The sequence below is a fragment of the Mucilaginibacter sp. genome (assembly GCF_028288105.1).
In the GTDB taxonomy this organism is placed as follows: Bacteria; Bacteroidota; Bacteroidia; order Sphingobacteriales; family Sphingobacteriaceae; genus Mucilaginibacter.
The window spans coordinates 23,558-42,500 of the sequence record NZ_JAQBOI010000033.1 but is presented as its reverse complement, the minus strand read 5'-3'; the positions used below and the strand labels follow the sequence as shown (position 1 = coordinate 42,500).

The following is an 18,943-nucleotide window of genomic DNA, read 5'->3' as shown; positions in this document are numbered from 1 at the left end:
ATTTAAAATCCTGTTGAAGTACTCAACTCTTTCCAGGTCTCCAGGTCATGTTTAACATCATCCATTTTTTTGTAGGCGATATCATAAGCATCCTGCCCCAGGAACAGGTGCATGGGGGCTTCAGCCGCTTCGGCCACAGTGATGATGGCTGCTACGCCTTTTTCAGGATCGCCCGCCTGCTTGCCATCAATATCGTGCTGATGGGCTGCCTGTACTTCCCTAACCTCTTTATAGGCTTGTATCTCGTGCTTTGGCACAGCTAATGAATCTGCCGCCAGGAAATTAGTCCTGAAATATCCCGGTGATACGATGGTAGCCTTCACACCGAACGATTTGATCTCGGCAGCTAACGACTCGGTAAAGCCCTGTACCGCGAACTTGGTAGCGCAATAGATACCAAAGCCCGGGAAGTTGCCGGTAAAACCACCAATTGATGAGATGTTGAATATATGACCTGATTTTTGCTCGCGCAGGTGCGGCATTGCAGCCCGGATCACGTTTAACGAGCCAAACACGTTTACATCAAAGTTTGCACGTGCTTCGGCGTCGGTTAATTCTTCCAAGCCACCTACCAGGCCATAGCCGGCATTGTTTACCACCACGTCTATCTTGCCAAAAAGGCTAATGGTTTGGCTGATGGCATCGGTTACACTTTTTTCATCGGTAATATTCACGGCCAGCGGCAAAAAGCTTTCCGACTTGCCTACCGCGTTTTCCAGGTCGGCTACATTACGTGATGTTGCGGCTACATTGTAGCCTTTATCTAATAGTTGTTTTACAAGGGAAAGCCCCAGGCCTTTTGAGGCTCCGGTTACAAACCATACTTTTTGATTGTTCATGTTGTTTATGTTTTTGGGTTGATGATTATTTTGTTAGATTATTGTTCGCAAGTCCTATTTTAATCCCACTTTGAGTTGTTTCCAGGGGGTTTTCGGGTCGTTTTTAGGCGTTTTAAGGACGTTTTTTAGCGTTTTTTGGTCGTCTTTTTTCACCTAAATCGCTACCCTGCTAAACTTGCAAATATCAAACAATAACGAGTTTAAATTTTTAAGCGCTGTATGCCATTGACCTGCTCAGCTCCTCGTTAAAACGGAACTCTTTTTCCAGCTTTTCCAGTTGGGCCATCGCACGGTCGTAAGCATCGGCACCTAATAATAAATGCAATGGCGGGTTTTCCTGGTAGGCTACGTTGATAATTGCTGCTGCCGCTTTTTCAGGGTCGCCGGCTTGCTGGCCGTCCATTTTCAGATATCTGTCATGGCTTGTCCTCACTGCTTTATACTCCTCCATTGGGTTTTTAGCTATGGTTAACGACTCGGGCGTTAAAAAGCTGGTGCGGAAGGCGCCTGGGGCTACAACGGTTACCTTGATACCAAACTCGCGCACATCCTCGGCTAAAACCGTGGATAATCCCTCGATAGAGAACTTAGTAGCCGCGTAAACAGACCAGCCCGTGCCCGGTGCAAAGCCTGCTATTGACGAGATGTTAATGATATGGCCAGATTGCTGATAGCGCATATAAGGCATTACCATACGTATCACGTTTAGCGTACCAAATACATTTACGTTAAAATTGCCGCGGGTTTCATCATCGGTTAATTCTTCAATACTGCCACCAATGCCGTAGCCGGCATTATTTATCACGACATCTATACGTCCAAAAGCTTTTTTTGTTTTATGCATAGCGCAACCTACGCTGTCCTCATCGGCCAGGTCAACCTCAAGCGGTAAAAAATTATCGGCAGTTGAGCCCACAGCTATTACCAGTTCGGCCAGGTTGCGTGATGTTGCCGCAACACTCTGCCCTTGAGCCAGCAGTTGCTTTACCAGGCTAAGCCCAAACCCTTTAGACGCACCTGTAATGAACCATGTTTTTTTGTTGTTTTTAATATTGATGTTTTGCATATTACAAAATTAAAACATCAGCACCCCTATGCGTTTGCACTATTCAAACAAATACTTACGTAATTCAAACAGCCCTATAAGAAGATGGGGTGATATTGGTTTGTTTTTTAAAGAAATTATTAAAATGGGCAGGTTCTTCAAAGCCCAGGCTGTAGCTAATTTCAGATACGTTCCAGTTGGTGTGCTTTAACAACGCCTTGGCTTCGCTGGCCAGGCGCTCTGTAATGTGGTGTGTTGTAGTTTTGCCTGTAGTTTGGCGAATGGCCCTGTTAAGGTGGTTTACGTGTACGGATAACCTATCAGCAAAATCTTTAGCCGAGCGCAGGTTGAAACGTTGCGCAGGTGTTTCTATCGGGAACTGGCGCTCAAGTAATTCGGTAAATATGGAGGTAATACGCGAGTTAGCATCCGGGTGTTCATATAAGATCTCTTTCGGCTGTATCTTTAAAGCGTAGTGCACCAACTCGGTAAGGTAATTACGCAGCAGATCATACTTAAAACGATAGTCGGAATTTATTTCGCCCAGCATTTTTTCAAAAACCTGCGCCGCGTACTCTTCCTGTTCGCCATTTAACGAATAGGTAGGCGTGCCATTGGGAGCAAACATAGGCAGCTCATGTATATTACGCCGCAGCATTTCAGTAAAAAACGATTCCCTGAAGATACAGAAGGCCCCCGACCGGATATTATCACTATGCTCAAATGTGTATGGTACCATCGGATTAAAGAAAACCAGCGTACAGCCATCAATTTCGATGCTTTTATCGGCATAGTGCACAATATTTTTACCACGCACCAGGCTTATCTTGTAAAAATCGCGGCGGGTATAAACTATAGGCTTGGCATGGGGCGCATAACAGTCTTCCAGGCGGAAAACATTAAAGTGGCCAATATCCTGACTAAGATTATCGGGTAACCAGTTAAACTTTTGCTTGTAAAAATCTTCGAGTGTTTCTGTAGCTGCCATAAAACAAAGTTACATAATTCAAACATACAGAGCAAAAAAAGCACCTAAAAATATCGCCAAAAACCAGCTTTAAAACGTCTTTAAAACGCCAAAAACCGGCCCTTAACCACTAAAAATACGGCCCAAAACCGCCCTAAAACCTACATTGTTCCTTCTATCAGCGTACCATAAAAGTCGGAAACACTCATGCCGGCAGCCCTTACCTGTTGTGGTATCAGGCTGTTTGCCGATTGGCCCGGCGTGGTGTTCACTTCAATAAAGTAGAACTCCTGTGTACCTTCCAGTAAAATAAAATCAACCCGTACCATGCCACGGCAATTAAGGCGCAGGTAAATTTGGGTTACAATTTCGGCTATTTCGTGGTTCTTTTCGGCAGGCAGATCGGCCGGGGTTATTTCTTCTGATACGCCGGGGGTATATTTGGCTTCGTAATCGAAGAAGTCTTTTGAGCTGATGATCTCGGTAGCGGGTAATACTGTTATCTTACCGTTCAGGCGTGCTATACCTATGCTAAACTCACGGCCTTTAATAAACTCCTCTATCAATATCTGTGAATCTTCTTTAAACGCCTTCTCGATAGCCTCGTGCAGGCCGCCTACGTTATAAACCTTGCTCATGCCCACACTGCTGCCACCGTTGTTGGGTTTAATAAACAGCGGAAACTTTAATGTTGATGCTATGGTAGCGGTATCATGCTCGTCCCTTTGGTGTAATTGGATGGATTTTGCCGCATGTAAACCGTGGATACCATTTACAATAGCTTTGGTATAAGCCTTATTCATGGTAATGGCCGATGTGGTAGCATCGCAAGTGTTGTACGGTATGCCCACCAGGTCGAAATAACTTTGCAGTTTACCATCCTCGCCGGGGGTACCGTGCACGGTAATGAACGCGAAATCAAATTTTATCTTTTCGCCGTTTAAGGTAAGGCTAAAGTCGTTTTTATCAATGTCGGTAGCTTTTCCATCAATTTCGTAAACCCAGTTGTGGCGGTTTATTAATATGGTATAAACCTTGTATTTGCTGGCATCTAAACTGGCAGCAATGTTTTTAGCGCTGTTAATAGATACTTCGTACTCGCCGGTAAAGCCACCGGCCAAAAGGGCTACGTTTATGGTTTTCATGATAGCCAAAGATAGTTTTTGATTTTGAATGTGGGATATGATACCGAAAACTTCTTACGGGAAACATGAGAAACGCAGAAAATAATGAATCGTATTTAAACAACTTCCATGTTAACTTTCTCCGTTCGTTTTAAGGATAAGTTTCCGCAACTGTTCTTCGTGCTTATCCCCCCATTGGCCGATAGCTAATATCACAGGTATTAATGTTTGCCCAAAATCAGTAAGGCTGTATTCCACTTTCGGTGGCATAACGGGGTAAATTAACCGGCTTACCAGTTCATGCTCTTCCAGTTCTTTTAACTGCATGTTCAATACACGCCTCGAAGCATCCGGTATTTTGCGTTGCAGTTCACTCGGGCGTTGGTATCCCTCATTAATGAACCACAATAGCCTCATCTTCCATTTACCATAAAGCACCTCACCTACCAGGTCTAAACCACAGCTTAAGTTAGGCAATGTCTTCTTTTTATACATGTTACAAATGTAACGCTATGTATTGCCACGGGCAATATGGGAATAATTTATCCCTATATGAATCGTAACACCGTACTTGCGGAGGCCACGGGTACTACCGAAATTTGTACAAAAGCATTTAACTATGAAACAGGAATTTAATTATAATAAAGAATTATCGGGCAAAATTGCCCTGGTAACAGGCGGAACAAAAGGTGCAGGCAAAGCCATTGCAGAAAGATTGCTGGAGGCTGGCGCAACCGTAGTTATAACAGCCAGAAATCAGCCGGAGGAAAATACTGATGGACTGCATTTTATCGCGGCCGACCTGAGCCAGCAGCAAGGCACTCAAAAAGTAGTTGAAGAAATTTTGAATACCTATGGCAGGCTGGATATCCTGGTTAATAACCTCGGAGTTTCCGAAACACCCGGCGGCGGTTTCGCGGTATTGACCGACGATGACTGGGAAACTACTATTCGTACTAATTTGCTGGCCCCCGTCCGTTTGGACAGAGGATTTTTACCACAAATGGTAGACCGCGGCAATGGGGTCATCATCCATATTGCTTCTATTCAGGGCAAACTACCTTTATATGATTCTACCTTACCCTACGCAGCAGCTAAAGCAGGGCTTATCAATTATAGTAAGGGCTTATCCAATGAGGTGTCGGCAAAAGGTGTGCGCGTACTTACTGTTTCTCCGGGATGGATAAAGACAACCTCTGCCATCAGGATGATGGAACGGATCTCTGAGAGCTCAAATATTACAATAGAGGAAGCTACCCAAAGTGTTATGGACGCGCTGGGCGGAATCCCAATTGGCCGGCCCGCACAACCCGAAGAGGTGGCTGAACTGGTAGGCTTCCTGGTATCGCCGCGCGCCGGTTATCTTACAGGAACCGAATACGTAATTGATGGCGGAACTATACCAACCATTTGATAACCTTACGCAAAACATCATCATTATTGTTTATTAACAGGCTTCCCGGGCTTTTAACCCGGGAAGCCGTTAAAAACCATTTGCGTCAATTTTCATCCTTTTGGCTGATTTAGAAAACTAATGCGAAAAATAGACGATCATTAATTTTTAACCATGGAGTTGCCTGCGGCCGGGCTATGCGCTTATACTGCACAGGCCTTAGCCACGGGCAGGTATCCGCTCCTATCCCTAACGCTGTTGACTCACCCGGTCGTTGCTGCGCTCGACCACCCTCTCTTCGCTGCGCGGAAAGAGGGTTTAAAAAAACCGATTATTCTTCACCCTCTTTGCGCAGCAGAGAGGGTCGACCAGCGTAGCGTTGTCGGGGTGAGTAAATAGCCAGGTGACAAGGTACCACACGCAGCACGCGTGCGTCAGCGGCGTGCATATTAAGTAACAACAACAATTTTCCCGCCTGCCGAATTATCTTCCATCAATTTGTGGGCTTCGGCAATTTGTGGCAGTGAAAACACACGGCCAATTTTCAGTTTCACCGCCCCACTTTCAACATCATTAATAAAGTGCTGAAAATATTTATCACCAACCCGGATCTGCCCACTGTCGTAGATGGTCAGGCTTACAGCCGCTGGTATAAATTCCATTGGTGCAAAATCAATAATAGACCATTGCTCGGCAAGCATTCCGGTCATACAGGCAATACCACCCGCGGTTATACACGCCAGCGAATCTTTAAGGGTTGATGTGCCAACAAGTTCCATTACTTTATCTACACCAGCGGGCATTATCTCTTTTATTTTTTGTTGAATATCTCCGTCATCTATCACAACATGGTCTGCGCCATTGCCTATGAGTATTTCTTTTTTGTTATGGTTCCTGGTAGTAGCAATAACCGTTAGTCCGGTATTTTTTGCCAATTGTGCGGCCAACATACCAATAGAGGATGTGCCTCCCCTTATCAAAAGGGTTTCTCCGGGCTTTATTTTCAATGCGATGTTCAAGGAGCCGTAAACTGTTTGGAACATCTCTGGCATTGCGCCTAATTGTTCCCAGGTCAAATTGCTGTCAAAGGGCATTAGCAAATATTTGGGCAGAACAGCATATTCGGCATAACCGCCATCAAAATCCCTGCCCATGCCACCCATAAAGGCCGCAACTTTTTGGCCGGGTTTAAATTCGCCCGATGGATCATGCTCCACTTCGCCAACGCACTCAATGCCTAATACCCTTGGAAATTTAACGCCTGGTGATAATCCTTTCCGGGTCATCAGTTCTGAACGGTTAAGGCCAAACGCTTTCACTTTTACCAAAACCCAACCTTCTGAAGGTGCTGGTATTGCCCTATCTTCTACTACAATATTTTCGGGACCGCCCGCTTGTTTTAAAACTGCTGCTTTCATATTTGTATTAATTCAAAAAAGCCCCGGTTATTACCACAAGCCATACGGCAAAGTTGGCCAATATCATTAAAGGTGGCCAATAAAGTTATTTAAGAAATAGCCTTAAGATACTTTAAGACTTAACCCTTGTTTTACGAATTGTACTGAGAAATTCGGGGGTAATGCCCAGGTAAGAGGCAATCTGTGTATTGGGAAGCCTGTTAAAAAGATCAGGGTATTGTTTCAGAAAATATTCATACCGTTCTTCGGCCGATGAACTGATATTTTGCAAAACACGGTCTTGTAATTCAATGTATTTCTGTTCTATTATCACCCTAAAGTTATGATCAAACTTATGGTAGCGGGTATATAAATGCAGTACATCCTCATGCTTTGCCTGCAATATCATCGTTGGCTCTATAGCTTCAATGTAGAGCTGGCTCGGCTTTTCCGAGTAAAAACTGCTTAAGTCTGTCGCCCAGTCGTTCTCTGCAATAAATTGAAGGTTATGCTCCTTTCCATTTTTATCAACCGCGTACATTTTAAGGCAGCCAGAGATCACGAATGTAAAATGACGGCAAACATCTCCTTGCTGTAATACGAACTGTCGGCGTTTAACGCTACGTTGAGCAAAACGTGTGCTTAAGGCATTCAGTTCCTCGGCATTCAGCGGAAAGTAATTGTCAAAATGTTGCTTTAATTTTTCTATAGACACGACTGGATTTTTACCTTATGATAAGTTTCATCATAAATTACTAATATAACAAAAAATCAAACCTGCAAAAAGGCTTCTTTGCCACATTCCGACCTTGCTTTCGCCCGAAGCTGTTTTACCGACACGGAGGAATAAAATCAGGATAATCACAAAAATCCTACAAATAACGGTTCAATCAATCGGCGACCTGTCCCAAAGAGATTGCTTCGTTCCTTACAGCAAGACGTGGCGGGAAAGAGATGATTCGCGTTAGGGATTGAAGCGGATACCGGCCATGGGGCTAAGGCCTGTGCAGTATGAGCGTAAAGCCCGGACCGCAGGTAACGCCAAGCCCCCCTAACCCCCTGAAGGGGGAACCGAATTTGCTTTAAGCGTTTCAAAAGCTCCCACTTCAGGGGGTTGTGGGGGCTACATATCCTTAAAATCCGAAATTAAAAATTCGACATTCCAAATCAAATCACCATCACTCCGTTCTTAAACTCTTTATAGGGTTTACTGTTGCTGCTTTTATAGATTCGTAACTAACCGTAAGCCAGGCAATGCCTAAAGCTGCCATAGATGCTATGAAGAATACCACCCAGCTAACATTTATATGGTAGGCAAAACCGGCCAGCCAACTGTTCACCGCATACCAGGAAAGCGGTATGGCTATACAAATAGCCACCAGGATGAGCCTGGTAATACCGGCAGATAATAAATAAACCAGGCTAAAAATGGGCGCCCCTAATACTTTACGAACGCCAATTTCTTTGGTACGCTGTTCGGCCATAAAGGCGGATAAGCCATATAACCCCAAACAGGATATAAAAATACCAAGGGCGGCAAAAAGGTTAAAAATATTGCCCATCTGCTGTTCGCCTTTATAAAGGTTGGCCAGGTCCTGATCAAGAAAGTCGAATTTAAAGGGATGTGCGGGGTTAAGCTCCCGGCTTATTGTTGATAATGCCTGTATGGTAGCGCTGGTTTTGCCCGGTAGCGTCCTTATCACTGTAAAACCGCCCATTTTATTAAAAGGCATAACTAATGGCTCTATAGCCTGCTGCACGGGTTTAAAATTAAAATCTTTTACAACGCCAACGATAATGCCTTTGTTACCCCAAAGTGTTAATGGTTTACCTATTGCTGTATTAGCATTTAAACCCATAATACCCGCCATTTTTTCGTTGATCATATAACTACCCGAATCGGTTTTAAACGCCCTTGAAAAACTCCGGCCCGTCGCCATTTTCATCCTGAATGTGTGAGTGAAATCTTCATTTACAGCCATTACCGGGATAGCCAGCTTCGAATTCGGATCTTTGCCATCCCACTCAACACTAACTGTCCAGCCGCCCAGGTTGGTGGGCAGGTCGGTAATAAGGGTAAAGTCGCTGGTAAGTGGGTTTTGTTTTAACTCATCCTTTAACGTCTGCTGTTTGTTCCACATATCCCCCGTCATGGGTACATACAAAAGATTGGCCTTCTCAAAGCCGGGGTTGCGTTCTTTTATAAATTTGAGTTGGTTATAAATAACTACTGTGCCTACCAGTAATACAATAGAGACCATAAATTGGGTTACAACTAAAGTATTGCGGAAGAGTAAATTACCGCCCATTGATTTTACATTCCCCTTAAGCACTTTAACCGGGTTAAAGCCCGAAAGAAACAAGGCCGGATAACTGCCCGATACCAGCCCGGTTAACAAAGCAATACCAAAAAGGCTTAACCAAAGTTTCACATCCATTACATTGATGCTGAGTTTCCTGTTCGCCAGTTCATTAAACACCGGCAGGAATAAAATAACGATAACAAATGCAAGAAATAAGGACAGGAAAGAAATAAAAACAGATTCGCTTAAAAACTGGAGGATCAACTGCCCGCGTACAGCGCCTGCCACTTTGCGTAAACCAATTTCTTTGGCCCTTCGGGCTGAGCGCGCGGTGGCAAGGTTCATAAAATTGATACAGGCCACTATTAGTATCAAAATAGCGATTATAAAAAAGATGCTTACATATTGCGCGTTCCCGTGGCCCGGCCCATCGCCCAACTGCTCGGGTGCAAGGTGAATTTGGGTTAAGGGCTGCAAGTGGAATGTGGCTTTCATTCCATCATCACGTTTATGAAATATTTGATCCATTTGTTTTTCCAACCCTGATAAATTGGCAACAGAAGGATCAAAACTCTTGTCTAATAGTAAATAGTCGTAAAAATTAAAATTACTCCATACGCTATTTTTCAAATCGTCATTGGTTCTGGCTAATGACGCCATTGGCAGGATGAAATCAAATTGCAGATCGGAGTTAGCAGGAATATTAGCCAAAACGCCTGTTACTATTATGTTTTCTTTATTGTCTTTTCGTATTATCTTGCCAATAGGATCTTCGTTCCCGAAGTATTTTGTGGCCATGGCCTGCGTTAATAATGCACCATCTACCTGTTTTAATGCCGTGGCACGGTCGCCTTTTATTAAAGGAAAGGAAAATACGTCCATAAAACTTTCGTCGGCATAGAACAAGTTATCTTCTTCAAATTTTTTGCTTCCGGCTTCCAGCAGGGTAGTATTGGCTGGTTTTATGCGAACCGTATTTTTAATAACCGGCATTTCCGCTTTCAATCCCGCCGGCATACCTGCCGGGGTGCCCACGGTTTTTGAATCGCCACAATCGCAGGCTATGCGATAGATCTGGCCGGCATTTTTATGGAACTTATCATAGCTTAATTCATTTTGTACCCAAAGCAATATCAGGATACTTGATGCCAGGCCTATTGCCAAACCTGATATATTGATAATAGAATAGGCTTTATCTTTTGTTATGTTCCTGTAAGCAAGTTTAAAGTATGTTTTTAACATGGTATGCTTTTTTTGAATGGGCAGTTAAATCGAAAATAGAAAATTTATCTTGTTTAAAATCCATGCCATTAATTTAACTTACTTATAATTAACCATTTACAATATATTATTCATCATACAGCGTTCGGAAACGTTACAGCGACTGTTCGGTTTTACGGGGAACTCCTAACCAACCCGTCATTGCAATGACGGGCGGGAAGGGACGTTGCCTGTATGTTGTCAAAGACGCGAAGTATCGCGTCTCTACATTATTCCCCGTAGAGACGCGATACTTCGCGTCTCCCGCTACAACGGTCAACCACGTTAGGGATTGAAGCGGATACCGGCCCGCGCCCAAGGCCTGTGCAGTATGAGCGTAAAGCCCGGGCCGCAGGCAACGCCATAATACCTAAAGTAGAGGTTAAAACACCACGCTATTACGTATAAGCAGTATGCTTTTTAACATTCAAATCCAAAATCGTAAATCTAAAATCTAAAATTAAATCCCTATGTTTGAACTTAAATTTCCTACAGAAACGCATGAGTAATTTTTGGGCTTATTTAAAAACCAGGCAATTCAGAAACACCATTTTATTGGTTGTAGCCACGGTTATCAGCATAGTTTTAATAGCCTTTTTCAGCCTTAGTTCGTACACCCGCCACGGCCAGGGCATACCTGTACCAAAGCTAAAAGGCCTTAATGTTGATAAAGCGATGAGCTTGCTTACAGAGCAGGGCTTCAACTATAAAATAGATTCGGTTTATGTACCGGACATTGCCCCCGGCACCATTGTAGAGCAAGACCCTGATGCCGGCACCAACGTTAAAGAAAACCGTACCATATACTTAACCATGGTGACCCAACTGGCGCCAAATGTTTCCCTGCCGGATCTGACTACCGATCAAAGCATTTATCGTGAAGCGGTGGCTACCCTGTCTAACTACGGCTTAAAAGTTGGTGATACCACCTATCGTTCGGATATTGCCCGTGACCGTGTACTGGAAGTGCGCTTTGGCGGCCAAATTATAAAACCGGGCACCAAAATACCTAAAGGCTCTAAGCTTGACCTGGTACTGGGTAACGGCGAAGGTGCAAGCGAGGTAGAAATACCAGAGCTGTTAAATCTTGATCTGGATGCTGCTAAATTCTCTATTAGGGGTGCAGGGCTTACTATTGGTACTATTACTTATGAGGGATCGATAACGGATTCTACCAATGTAGTAGTGGTTTCGCAATCGCCTATGCGGAGTGATTCCTTGAGTAAAGCCAGTATTGGTACGCGTATTAATTTAACTGTATCACAAGGCAAAGCAAGCGATGTCCCAGCAAATTGATGCGGCAAAATTACAGCAACGCATACAAACCGGCGATACTTTAAACCTGCTTGATGTTAGAGAAGCGATAGAATATCATACTTTTAATATTGGCGGGCAGCATATCCCTGTATCAAAATTGAAACAAAACATTAGCAGCATTAATTACAACAAAACAGACGAGATAATCGTTATTTGCAGTGCAGGTATCAGGAGCGATACGGCACAGGCTATTTTAACAGAAAGCGGGTTCCAAAATGTGGTGAACCTAAAAGGCGGACTTAAAGCGCTGCAAAAACTAAACAATAAATAAAAAACTTCCCATTTATATATGAAAAAATTTGTGATCGCGCTGGTGGTAATCATCATCATATCACTGGCAGCAACCGGCGTATTTTATTACCTGCGCTATTTTGGGCCGAACGTTACCGATAAGCAGGAATACCTGTACATACGCACAGGATCTACCTTTGACGAGGTTTACAAAACCATACGTGAACAGGGGATTGTTAAAGATACCACCACTTTTCTGTGGTCGGCACATAACATGAAATACCTTAGGGTTAAGCCTGGTAAGTACCGCTTAAAAAGCGGCATGAGCAATCGCAGTTTTATAAATATGCTTAAAGCGGGCAACCAGGAGCCGGTAACCTTATTATTTCATAATTTAAGGCTGAAAGACCAGTTCGCGGGTTTTGTATCAAAAAAGATAGAGGCCGATTCAGTTTCTATATTGAGATTGCTTGATTCGGCTAAGTTTGCGGAGCAATACGGTTTTACTACCGATAATATTTATACCGTTTTTATCCCTAACTCCTACCAGTTTTACTGGAATACATCGGCAGATAAATTTTTTAAGCGGATGTATGACAATTACCAGAAGTTTTGGACGCCCGAGCGCAAGCAAAAAGCTGCCGACATAAAACTAACCCCTCAGGAAGTATCGGTATTAGCATCAATTGTAGATGCCGAAGCTTTGCATGATGATGAAATGCCCACCATTGCAGGCCTTTATCTTAACCGTCTTAACAAAGGGATGAAGCTGCAGTCCGATCCTACCGTCATTTTCGCGGTAAACGATTTTACCATTAAACGCGTGCTTAATCGTGACTTAATTACTAATTCGCCATACAATACTTACATGTATAAAGGTTTGCCCCCAGGCCCTATCATGATGCCATCGGTAAACGCCATTAATGCGGTGCTTGATTATAAAAAAACCGACTACCTGTATATGTGCGCCAAGGCGGATTTTAGCGGCAACCATGCCTTTGCTACCAACGAGGCCGACCACCGTGTAAACGCCCGCAAGTTTCAGCAGGGGCTTAACGACAGGAATATTAAACGCTAATGTTCCAGAACGCCACAAAATTGAGGGTACGCTACGGCGAAACCGACCAGATGGGTTATATGTACTATGGCAACTACGCCGAGTTTTTTGAGGTGGGCCGTGTAGAAATGCTGCGCAGCCTGGGCCTTACTTACAGCGGCATGGAAGCATCGGGCATTATGATGCCGGTACTGGAGCTGAAGTGCAAGTATCTTAAACCAGCCCGTTATGATGAGGAAATAACCATCAACGTAATAATGGATAAAATGCCGGGTGTGAAGATCCATTTCAGGTACGAGCTGTTTAACGAACGGGAAGAGCTGATACACGTTGCCGAAACGCTGCTGGCCTTCGTTAATATGAAAACCAATCGCCCTTGCCTGCCCCCGTCTGATTTTATTGAAAAACTAAAGCCTTTTTTTGAGTAATTTTAGCCATAATGAAATGGGCGCACAGAATTTTACTGCACTTTAAGTTTTACCAATACCTTACCGACTGGGCTAAAACTGTTTACATCCCTGGTTTCAGGCCGTTGCCCCTATACACTGTTGTTGTGTTTTTTATAATGGAGATACAAAAAACTTCGTTAGCAAACCGCGCGGCAGCATTGGCCTATAATTTTATGCTGGCCCTTTTCCCGGCCATTATATTTTTATTTACACTGATAGCCTATATACCTATAAAAGGGTTTCAGAAAGACTTGCTGGAACTTTTCGCGATGATAATGCCGACAAATGCTTATGGCGCATTCCATGATACCATTTTTGATATTATAGCGCGCCAAAATGGCAAACTACTATCCGTTGGTTTTTTAACGGCTTTGTATTTTGCCACAAATGGTGTAAGTAATTTAATGCAGGCCTTTAATAAATCGTCGCTGATACTGGAAACACGTACCTGGTTAAAAAGACGATTGATAGCTCTCATCCTAACCGTGGTAATAAGCGTTGCATTACTGGTGGCTATTACAATTATGATAGCGGGGCAATATGTGATAAACTTTATTAAAACAAAATTTGACAGCGACGCGCAGTTCTGGTTCTGGTTAATAGCCTTCTCACGGTGGTTAATAATATTGGTGATATTCTTCATCAGCATTTGTATACTGTACCGCTATGGGCCTTCAAACAAGCGCAAATGGAAGTTTATTAACCCCGGCTCTATACTGGCTACATCATTGGCCATATTAACCTCTATCGGGTTTACCTACTACACCAATAATTTTTCATCATACAACACGGTTTATGGTGCCATTGGTACATTGATAGTAGTAATGATATATATGTACCTAAACTCGATGATATTGCTCATTGGGTTTGAATTAAACGCCAGTGTTGACCTTTCCAAGCGTACTATTCGTATAGCAAAACCGCGTTTTAACACCTTCCGAACCAAAAAAACAGACGATTCTGCTAAATAAGCAAGTGACAATCAACCGTTTATAATTAGTTTAAAAAAAGTTAACATCAAGTTTGGCAATTCGCCCCGGATTTGTACTTTTGTCCCCGGAGAGCTGGCAGAGTGGTCGATTGCGGCAGTCTTGAAAACTGTTGACTGTAACAGGTCCTGGGGTTCGAATCCCTAGCTCTCCGCTGATAACATATCAAACAATTCAAAAACGCCTTAAATGCATCATTTAAGGCGTTTTTTGTTTTAAGACCTACCCAAAATATTCAATAAATCGCATTCTTCTGGTGACCTATTGGTGACCTGTTACATACAAAGACCCATAGGTCACCAAAGAGCTTATAAAGTGCTATAAGTCAACATGTTCAATAGGCAAACATCTTGATTTATAGCTTAGGAAGTAACTAATTTTATCCACTTTAAAGTGATAGTTGGGCTGCTTATCAATTTCATAGGTTTAAATCTGACAAAACACTTTTATACTCGGCTATATTATATGGCCGAACTACAGTCAACCCTATATCAAGAACTTATTAAACCCACTCGGCAAAACTAATAATGGCACCTTACTTTTAATAGCAAGCTTCTGGGTATAGCTATTATTAAAAAAGTTGTGATCACGATGTACCATCACTAAGACATCTATCTGGCCGTTCTCGGTTAGCCATTGCAGGCCGTTCTTTATACTGTCACTTTGCAGGGCGCGATAATAAATATGAGGGTAGTCTACTTTACAGGTAACATCACTTAAAAATGCATCGACTTGTTTCTGGTCCTGTCCGGGGTTTTGCAAAACGTGACTTACAAGAATCTCCGCATTAAAATACCTGGCGAAGTTGGCAAGCGAATGCAAAGCATTAATATCGGTTCCGCTTAAATCAGTTGCAAAGCCAATTTTTTTTATGGGGCGGTAATCATGCCCTTTAGGTATTAGTAATAATGGGAAATCTGCCTTATTTATCAGATCACGACTGTTGCTTCCAAGTACAAAACGCGAAAACGTGTTAGCTCCAGACATCCCCATTACCACCATGTCTATATGATCATCATAAACAATATTCCTGACATAATCTATTACACTGCCTACGCCGGTGGAACGCTGTACTGCCGGCCGGAAACTACCACTTTCGTTATCTATTTGTTGAAGTAGAACCTCTTTGAGATAGATCAGTTCCGCCGCCGACCCATCTTTTAAATGTTCGATATCCTCCAGCGGCCAGGCAACCTGTGCCGCAAAAACAGATTCTGCAGGCACTTTTATAGCGTTACAAAGTTTGATGTTTGCTTTTACTTTTTGAGCGATCTTAAGAGCATATTTTGCAGCGTTATTGGCTGAAGGCGAAAAATCTGTTGGCACAAGTATCGTTTTCATCTTTATTGGTTTTATGCTTACAAATTTGCTTGTATCACGCCATTTAAATAATGACCGTTATCATATAACAGCATTTTCTTTTCCTGACCTTGATCATTTAGCTACCTCACCGTAAAAGTCAGATGTTTTAGATAAATCGTTAATTGGGAGTTTCGGCCTTGTATCTTCCGGATGTATAGACAGAATATAGATTTGATTATTTAAGCCATCTTTAGCCCATCGGAAAAGCATAGGTTTTTTAAAATGCTGCTCTATCAGCAAACCACATTTTCCCAGGCCTTCAATTTCCTTTAAATTTAACACATAACGATGTTGAATGCCGCCAGGTGTTTTCGTTTCAATTGTTTGCAAGCTGTAATCATCCTCCTTAGCAACCATAAGCATTTTTGTTTTTGCACCCAGTTTCATTTCAAGCAAAGACATTTTCCCTGCCAGCGAAGGCTTAAATATCCAGTATTCGTCATTTTCATTATCAAGGCCAACAGTTCTATTACCAAGCCCCCAACTTCCGGTAATATGCATTACATTTTCATCTTTAAAACTCAAATCTGTAGTTAGCCCGGCACCGGCACATGCTTTATCTGCTCTTATCATTTTTTGAATACAAACGGCCACATCCAAACTCCCGATATCTACTTTATTTAAAGCAATATGATGTAAAGCCGATATACTGAAAAGGTTTGCAAAACACTTACGTACAGCATACAGCAAGGCGCAATGGCCCTGTACATTCAAATTAGTTTCGATTGTTTTATCTGTGTTATCAAATGGCATTTCAAATGTAAAACTTGTGCTTACGCAAACAGGTTGTTCTGCCAAATCACACATATAGTCGTAAGCACCAATAATTGCCATCCCAAGATCGGCCGGCATTTCCGATTGCATGATCATTTGCTTTGCCCTTAAACTTATTTTTTCAAAATCAATTGCATCATTAAGTCTGAGGTCATTTAAAGTTATAATGAGTTGATTTTCTAAATCATTATATGATATAAAATTCTTGTAAGCAGCAGTTGTAACTACAAAACCGTTTGCCAGTAACAACCCATTACGGTTGTATTGATGCAGTTCGCCTATATAGGCACTCTTGTAACCTGCCTGGCTTATACAACTCAGGTTAATATCGTCTATTTCTTTTATGAATTTTTCCATATCTGTGAAGGTTAATTTTGAGTTATTTTTAGGGTTTGGTCGTCCTTTTTATACAAAAGCATATCAAGGCTATTATCAAGTTTGTAGATGTCGTCATAAACAATTAGTGCACCATCAACAATCTCGCAGGTTAGGTAGGTTACCGCAATTGGAATAGGCTTTTTCAGAAAAAAATTCTTTTTAATTCCGTCGTCGAGGGCTTTTTCCATTATTGGCAGCGTTTTTTGCGCATCGTCATTAATCAATAATATTTTAGCAAGTTTAGCAGCATTTTGTACCCTGATACAGCCATGGCTTAAGGCGCGGTTTTTTCTGTAAAAGAAATCCTGTTCGGGCGTATCATGTAAGTAGATATCGTAAATATTGGCAAACCTAAATACAACCTGCCCAAGTGCATTGTCGCACCCTGCCGATTGAGTTGCACGATAGCGTTGCGGAGCTTGTTTTATTTTTAGTAAATAGATTTTGTTAGGATTGATCAACATTCCCGCTTCGTTGTATATAGAATAATGATTATTGGTTAAATATGCAGTATCACTAATGGCTTTCGGCAACAGCTCTTTTACAAATATTTTTTGCGGCACCTTCCACTCAGGTGCGGTAGTAAAGTATTTAATATTGCTACTTAAGGTTGGAGTAGGGTTTCCTGCCTTACCCACTACTACCCTAAAGGTGTCTACTTCCCCCTTATGATAAAAGCTCAATTTATAAGACGGAACGTTAACTTGAATATAATTATCAGTATCAAGTGCGCCCCATCTTAAACGTTCCATATTGAGCGCCATCTTGCGTACGTCAGCTTCGGGAAATTCATAACAATCGCCCAACTGCGCACCAGCCACAATATGCATACGCCCCTGAAGGTTTTGATACAACTTATTTTGCGGCTGTGCGCTAACAATGGCTTGCATAAAATCTTTACTAAGCATTGCCTTATTTATAAGGCCTATCGCATCAAAAGCTAACATGCCTTTGTCAATTTTTGAAGCAGGATATTGCGGATTGAATTTACCAAAATGCAGATTATTTATAAATGATAGCATGGCATCGGTCAACATAATTTCGAAACGCGCTTGCTGGTTAAGCGATACCTGACCCGGCCGTTCTAAAATATCGTGAAGTTTGCTATATAATAACTCGTTGGGATGATAATCGGCCTGGTTAAGCCCAAACTGCAAAACGCAATCTATCATGAGCATAGCCGCCCAGGTTTGCCCGGCGTCAGCTTCCTTAACTATCCAGTTTTGGTTAAACTGCCGCTGCTGGTAAAACCGCTTTACGGATAGTGGAAAATTCAAAGGCAGTTTCTCTGCGCCAAGTTGCCTTGCTATTTCATCGGAAAGCTCTTTTTGATAGGTTTTAGTTATAACCTTCTTATCGGCTGCTTTGCCTGTAAATACTGCAAGCATTAAAGTTATAAGGAACATGCATACCAGCAGCAGGGTTTTGGCTTTATGGCTGTACTTATGATAATCATCTATGTTAATCTGCTTTTTCATAACCTTATTATTTTATGACGTAAAGGTCTGATATGCACACCCCTTAAATAATGACACAGGTCACCTAATAAGCTGACTTAATCCAAAAGCAACAAAAAAGGCGCACATAAATTTATGGCGCCTTAACATTTGGCTATGAAATATGGAGGTCTTCTATCCGAAGATATTTTTACTTTCTCTCATAATGTTCTCTATTTTTACAAACAGGTCTTTTTTAACTTCTCTAAACTCATGTGTTAGGTTGGTTACAAGATATTCCAGTTGTACCTGTTTACCCTGTATGCTATCAATATTTTCGGGGATAAAATCTTCCGCCATCAGTTCCAGTTGTTGTAATTGTTCTGTAAGCATCTTGCAGGTGGCCTGTTCGTCCTCTTTTAACCGATTAATTTTATTTAACAAGTCGCGCAATGCTTCCATGCCTGAAATTTCTCCAATTGGAATAAAGTATTCTTTAATGAGTTTATCAAAAAAAGCGGTCTCGATCTTAAAAAACTTAAGGTCAGATGCCCAATGTTCGGCCATTACATAATATTGCAGCGAACGTGCCGATAATGCGTTTAAGGTTTCCATATATGTT

Annotated in this window: 18 protein-coding genes and 1 tRNA gene; 7 read left to right on the top strand and 12 right to left on the bottom strand. The window is 42.3% G+C overall.

The window, feature by feature from the left end; genetic code table 11:
• Window positions 1-2: 2 nt before the first annotated feature.
• From JWQ85_RS02100 to JWQ85_RS02080, 5 genes are all read right to left on the bottom strand, one after another.
• Entirely contained in the window at window positions 3-839 is an 837-nt protein-coding gene (locus JWQ85_RS02100) for an SDR family NAD(P)-dependent oxidoreductase (RefSeq protein WP_299463194.1), read from the bottom strand.
• Between the two features lie 208 nt (window positions 840-1,047).
• Entirely contained in the window at window positions 1,048-1,905 is an 858-nt protein-coding gene (locus JWQ85_RS02095) for an SDR family NAD(P)-dependent oxidoreductase (protein WP_299463191.1), read from the bottom strand.
• 64 nt (window positions 1,906-1,969) lie between these two features.
• Window positions 1,970-2,872, bottom strand: a complete 903-nt coding sequence (locus JWQ85_RS02090; protein ID WP_299463188.1) for an AraC family transcriptional regulator — start codon at window positions 2,870-2,872, stop codon at window positions 1,970-1,972.
• A 140-nt stretch (window positions 2,873-3,012) separates the two neighbouring features.
• Complete coding sequence (locus JWQ85_RS02085; RefSeq protein ID WP_299463185.1) at window positions 3,013-3,996, bottom strand: D-alanine--D-alanine ligase; 984 nt, start codon at window positions 3,994-3,996, stop codon at window positions 3,013-3,015.
• 111 nt (window positions 3,997-4,107) lie between these two features.
• Window positions 4,108-4,470, bottom strand: a complete 363-nt coding sequence (locus JWQ85_RS02080; protein WP_299463182.1) for a helix-turn-helix domain-containing protein — start codon at window positions 4,468-4,470, stop codon at window positions 4,108-4,110.
• Between the two features lie 124 nt (window positions 4,471-4,594).
• Here JWQ85_RS02080 and JWQ85_RS02075 point away from each other — a divergent pair, with 124 nt between their 5' ends.
• Window positions 4,595-5,389, top strand: coding sequence for an SDR family oxidoreductase (locus tag JWQ85_RS02075; protein WP_299463179.1), 795 nt, complete (start codon window positions 4,595-4,597; stop codon window positions 5,387-5,389).
• A 428-nt stretch (window positions 5,390-5,817) separates the two neighbouring features.
• On the opposite strand, the gene JWQ85_RS02070 is transcribed toward JWQ85_RS02075, so the two are convergent.
• The 3 genes from JWQ85_RS02070 to JWQ85_RS02060 all read right to left on the bottom strand — a co-directional run bounded on the left by JWQ85_RS02070 (window position 5,818) and on the right by JWQ85_RS02060 (window position 10,310).
• The gene (locus JWQ85_RS02070; protein ID WP_299463176.1) at window positions 5,818-6,786 is read right to left on the bottom strand and encodes a zinc-binding alcohol dehydrogenase family protein; all 969 of its coding nucleotides are present in this window, start codon (window positions 6,784-6,786) and stop codon (window positions 5,818-5,820) included.
• Between the two features lie 112 nt (window positions 6,787-6,898).
• Window positions 6,899-7,480 carry a Crp/Fnr family transcriptional regulator gene (locus JWQ85_RS02065; RefSeq protein ID WP_299463173.1) on the bottom strand — a complete coding sequence of 194 codons (582 nt, stop codon included), beginning with the start codon at window positions 7,478-7,480 and terminating at the stop codon, window positions 6,899-6,901.
• A gap of 463 nt (window positions 7,481-7,943) precedes the next feature.
• The gene (locus tag JWQ85_RS02060) at window positions 7,944-10,310 is read right to left on the bottom strand and encodes an ABC transporter permease (protein ID WP_299463170.1); all 2,367 of its coding nucleotides are present in this window, start codon (window positions 10,308-10,310) and stop codon (window positions 7,944-7,946) included.
• Between the two features lie 519 nt (window positions 10,311-10,829).
• On the opposite strand from JWQ85_RS02060, the gene JWQ85_RS02055 reads away from it, so the two are divergent.
• The 6 genes from JWQ85_RS02055 to JWQ85_RS02030 all read left to right on the top strand — a co-directional run bounded on the left by JWQ85_RS02055 (window position 10,830) and on the right by JWQ85_RS02030 (window position 14,525).
• Complete coding sequence (locus JWQ85_RS02055; RefSeq protein WP_299463167.1) at window positions 10,830-11,624, top strand: PASTA domain-containing protein; 795 nt, start codon at window positions 10,830-10,832, stop codon at window positions 11,622-11,624.
• A complete protein-coding gene (locus tag JWQ85_RS02050) occupies window positions 11,608-11,916 on the top strand; it encodes a rhodanese-like domain-containing protein (RefSeq protein WP_299463164.1) in 309 nt (102 codons plus the stop codon). Before JWQ85_RS02055 ends, JWQ85_RS02050 begins: the two co-directional genes overlap by 17 nt.
• Before the next feature lie 18 nt (window positions 11,917-11,934).
• Window positions 11,935-12,954, top strand: a complete 1,020-nt coding sequence (gene mltG, locus JWQ85_RS02045) for an endolytic transglycosylase MltG (protein WP_299463162.1) — start codon at window positions 11,935-11,937, stop codon at window positions 12,952-12,954.
• A complete protein-coding gene (locus JWQ85_RS02040) occupies window positions 12,954-13,361 on the top strand; it encodes a thioesterase family protein (protein ID WP_299463159.1) in 408 nt (135 codons plus the stop codon). The genes mltG and JWQ85_RS02040 overlap by 1 nt, the downstream gene beginning before the upstream one ends.
• An 11-nt stretch (window positions 13,362-13,372) precedes the next feature.
• On the top strand, window positions 13,373-14,353 hold the full coding sequence (locus JWQ85_RS02035; protein WP_299463156.1) for a YihY/virulence factor BrkB family protein: 981 nt from the start codon (window positions 13,373-13,375) through the stop codon (window positions 14,351-14,353).
• Window positions 14,354-14,440: 87 nt separating this feature from the next.
• Window positions 14,441-14,525: transfer RNA gene (locus tag JWQ85_RS02030), tRNA-Ser, on the top strand.
• Window positions 14,526-14,857: 332 nt separating this feature from the next.
• Here the strand turns inward: JWQ85_RS02030 and JWQ85_RS02025 are convergent.
• The 4 genes from JWQ85_RS02025 to JWQ85_RS02010 all read right to left on the bottom strand — a co-directional run bounded on the left by JWQ85_RS02025 (window position 14,858) and on the right by JWQ85_RS02010 (window position 18,936).
• Window positions 14,858-15,712, bottom strand: coding sequence for a universal stress protein (locus tag JWQ85_RS02025; RefSeq protein ID WP_299463153.1), 855 nt, complete (start codon window positions 15,710-15,712; stop codon window positions 14,858-14,860).
• 93 nt (window positions 15,713-15,805) lie between these two features.
• Window positions 15,806-16,864 (bottom strand): PEP/pyruvate-binding domain-containing protein, encoded by a 1,059-nt coding sequence (locus JWQ85_RS02020; RefSeq protein ID WP_299463149.1) that lies wholly within the window; start codon window positions 16,862-16,864, stop codon window positions 15,806-15,808.
• Between the two features lie 11 nt (window positions 16,865-16,875).
• Window positions 16,876-18,363, bottom strand: a complete 1,488-nt coding sequence (locus JWQ85_RS02015) for a L,D-transpeptidase family protein (RefSeq protein ID WP_299463146.1) — start codon at window positions 18,361-18,363, stop codon at window positions 16,876-16,878.
• A gap of 153 nt (window positions 18,364-18,516) precedes the next feature.
• Window positions 18,517-18,936 carry a hypothetical protein gene (locus tag JWQ85_RS02010; protein ID WP_299463143.1) on the bottom strand — a complete coding sequence of 140 codons (420 nt, stop codon included), beginning with the start codon at window positions 18,934-18,936 and terminating at the stop codon, window positions 18,517-18,519.
• Between the last annotated feature and the right edge of the window lie 7 nt (window positions 18,937-18,943).